This window comes from Microvirga zambiensis WSM3693, assembly GCF_016735695.1.
In the GTDB taxonomy this organism is placed as follows: domain Bacteria; phylum Pseudomonadota; class Alphaproteobacteria; order Rhizobiales; family Beijerinckiaceae; genus Microvirga; species Microvirga zambiensis.
Map to the genome: position 1 here is coordinate 1 of NZ_JAERQD010000243.1, position 563 is coordinate 563.

1 pseudogene is annotated in these 563 nt (G+C 53.5%); it reads left to right on the forward strand.

Annotated features, from left to right (window positions below):
* Positions 1–411 precede the first annotated feature (411 nt).
* Positions 412–563: pseudogene (locus JKL46_RS36195) on the forward strand (electron transfer flavoprotein subunit beta/FixA family protein); the annotation flags it as partial.

The following is a 563-nucleotide window of genomic DNA, read 5'->3' on the forward strand; positions in this document are numbered from 1 at the left end:
CCTATTGCTGGTCGGATATGCTCCCTCGACGCAACGCGCGTGACTCAAGCCGACAGAACATTCTTCACGGACGACTATTGATGGTCGTGTTCCAGGGACTCCGGTCCGTTACAACTATCGGAGTGAAAACCGCCGCCTGAGTTCCTCCGCCGAGGTACGACCGTCCTCCCGAAGTACGTTGCATGACACAAGAATGATCGTCGCTAAACTATGCTGGGATCGAACATACGACAACAACCCTCGGGAGGCATTACATTGAATATTCCTAAATTAACCTTCGACTTTTTTCGCTTGTCCTCGGTGACCAAGTCTGGGATTCAACAGAGATCTTAGGGCCGCGACGAAGCGGCTGCAGTCAAGCGGCAAAGTCTCTGACCCGCCTATCCGTGGCATTCTACCTGGAATGACTTCATGAAAATCCTTGTCTCAATCAAACGTGTTGTGGACTCCAACGTAAAGATTGGGGTGAAGCCGGACGGGTCGGGCGTGGAACTGGCCAACGTCAAGATGTCGATGAACCCGTTCGACGAGATCGCCGTCGAGGAGGCGGTGCGCCTGAAAGA